The organism is Skermanella sp. (assembly GCF_059503625.1).
The window spans coordinates 1-2,146 of record NZ_JCACHA010000502.1 but is presented as its reverse complement, the minus strand read 5'-3'; the positions used below and the strand labels follow the sequence as shown (position 1 = coordinate 2,146).

Sequence of the window (2,146 nt, the reverse complement as noted above, 5' to 3'; positions counted from 1 at the left end):
ATCCGCGTCTAAGGTCTGACTGACGGCGACAGCCTGCCAGTCCTCATATCCTCGGAATTCAGAGAATGCGAGCCCATTCGGAACTTGCACAGTGTACTTGTCCTGTGCTGCGAGCGAGATGCCGACGACAAAGATCGATGCCGAGGCGATCACCATTGACGCGATGTACTGATGCTTCATTGTGCACCTCTAGAATAGAGATTCATTTCGGTATTTTTCTGAAGAAGGCGAACGCCGCTCACTTGGCCAGCGTGGCAAGCGGCTTGCCTTTTTCGACGATATACGTGGCGAGCTCCGCCGCGTTGTCGGTGCCGACGTTCCTCGCCGAATGGATCGTTCCGGCCGGGATGAACAGGACCTCGCCCGCCTTGAGCGTCACCGGCGGCTTGCCCTCGAGCTGATACTCCAGCAAGCCTTCGATGACATAGACGATCTCTTCGCCCGGATGGCTGTGATTAGGGGCTAGAACACCGGGGGCGATATCCACGCGCACTTGGACAACCTCACGCTCCGGAATACCAAGATCGTGGCGCTGCAGATCAGTGCGCTTGACGCCCGTCTGCTGCGCCTGCGCCATGTGCAGCGCCAGACAGTTTCCGGCAAACAGCACCGTTACCACTATGGCCATCACGCGAGTCGTTTTCATGGAGACCTCATTCTGTCAAGTGAAACATTTTCGCTTAATGAGCGGGTCGAAGTAGTCTGAAGCGGCGCAGAGCCGCGCTCCACCCGCAGGCTTTCGTTCATGTCCTTCAGGTTCCAAATTTTCTCCTATTCGGTACTGATCGGTGCTGTGATTGCCGCAGCAGCTACCCGTGGATGTTTCGGTTTCTGGCGAGTTGGTGAGCCGAATGACCCTCGCCAGCCGCACCACCCCTACCATTGGCCCCTCCGTGAATGCCCGCTGATTGCCTGTTATCCATCACCTTCGCTCAGTCGACACCGCGTTGGTTGAAGTACCCGCTGGTCTGAGGAAAATCGCTACCTGGCGCACCACTCGCTGATGGTAGAGCGAAAAACGAGTTACCTTCTGCTTGGCAGAGATCTAGTTTTTGGTCCGCAGAAGCTTGAGCAGTTCCTGGGCAGCCGAGGCCGATGAGGATGGGTTTTGGCCGGTGATTAGCCGTCCGTCGACCACGGTGAAATCGGCCCAATCGTCTCCCTTTTCATAATTGCCGCCCAAATGCTTCAACTCGTTTTCGACGAGGAACGGCACAACCTCCGTCAGATGCACGGCTTCCTCCTCGGTATTGGTAAAGCCGGTCACGCGCTTTCCCTTGACGATGGACTGTCCCTGATAAGTAACTTTCTGCAGGACTGCGGGCGCGTGACAGACGGCGGCGACCGGCTTGCCGGCGTTATAGAGACCTTCGATCAGGGCGATTGAGTTCTTGTCATTGACCAAGTCCCACATCGGACCATGGCCACCGGGATAAAAGACCGTATCGTACTCATCCGCGTTGACGTCGGCGAGCTTGACCGTGTGGGCCAGGGCCGTCTGAGCTGCGGGGTCCTTCTTGAAACGCGCCATTGACCCGGTCTGGTTACCCGGCTCGTCGCTCTTTGGATCGATCGGCGGCTGACCACCCTTCGGCGATGCCAACGTGACCTCCGCGCCGGCATCCTTGAACACATAGTAGGGAGCAGCAAACTCTTCGAGCCAGAAGCCGGTCGGCTTGCCTGTATCTCCGAGCTGATCGTGCGAAGTCAGAACCATAAGGATCTTCATTTTCAATCTCCCTTGTAGGTAAGGGCAAGCTCCCACGCTAGGCCCAGCAGGGCGGCCGTGAGGCGTGCGGAGTTCATCTGCCGACGGCCTGCTGTCGTGACCGCGGGTCCACGAACAGCTTGGGAGCGGGCTCGTTCTCGATGGCGTTGTATGGTGAACCGCCCCGTATCTCCCTCGCGCTCTGGGCGAAGGCGCTCGTGGCGAGCATGGTGGCAGCCGCGGCGGTGGCAAGCGTCCTGATGAGCATGGTCATCGCATTCTCTCCTTTGAACCAGATGAAAAATCTCGTGAATTTCCGCGGACGCCGAGCTCACGCAGGGGATCGCCGCTTGCGGAACTCGGCGACTGGCAAGCCGCCCCAGCCCCAGTTCTCCAGCTCGACCTCCTCGATCACGACGAAAGTGGAGTCGAGTGGCT

4 protein-coding genes are annotated in these 2,146 nt (G+C 58.4%); all 4 read right to left on the bottom strand.

The window, feature by feature from the left end; genetic code table 11:
• The coding region (locus tag AC5JJ6_RS10865; RefSeq protein WP_496042048.1) for a hypothetical protein at nucleotides 1-180 on the bottom strand (180 nt) is incomplete at its 3' end.
• A 58-nt stretch (nucleotides 181-238) separates the two neighbouring features.
• Entirely contained in the window at nucleotides 239-646 is a 408-nt protein-coding gene (locus AC5JJ6_RS10860) for a cupin domain-containing protein (protein WP_496042047.1), read from the bottom strand.
• A 399-nt stretch (nucleotides 647-1,045) separates the two neighbouring features.
• A complete protein-coding gene (locus tag AC5JJ6_RS10855) occupies nucleotides 1,046-1,729 on the bottom strand; it encodes a type 1 glutamine amidotransferase domain-containing protein (RefSeq protein WP_496042046.1) in 684 nt (227 codons plus the stop codon).
• Nucleotides 1,730-1,802: 73 nt separating this feature from the next.
• Nucleotides 1,803-1,982 carry a hypothetical protein gene (locus tag AC5JJ6_RS10850; RefSeq protein ID WP_496042045.1) on the bottom strand — a complete coding sequence of 60 codons (180 nt, stop codon included), beginning with the start codon at nucleotides 1,980-1,982 and terminating at the stop codon, nucleotides 1,803-1,805.
• Between the last annotated feature and the right edge of the window lie 164 nt (nucleotides 1,983-2,146).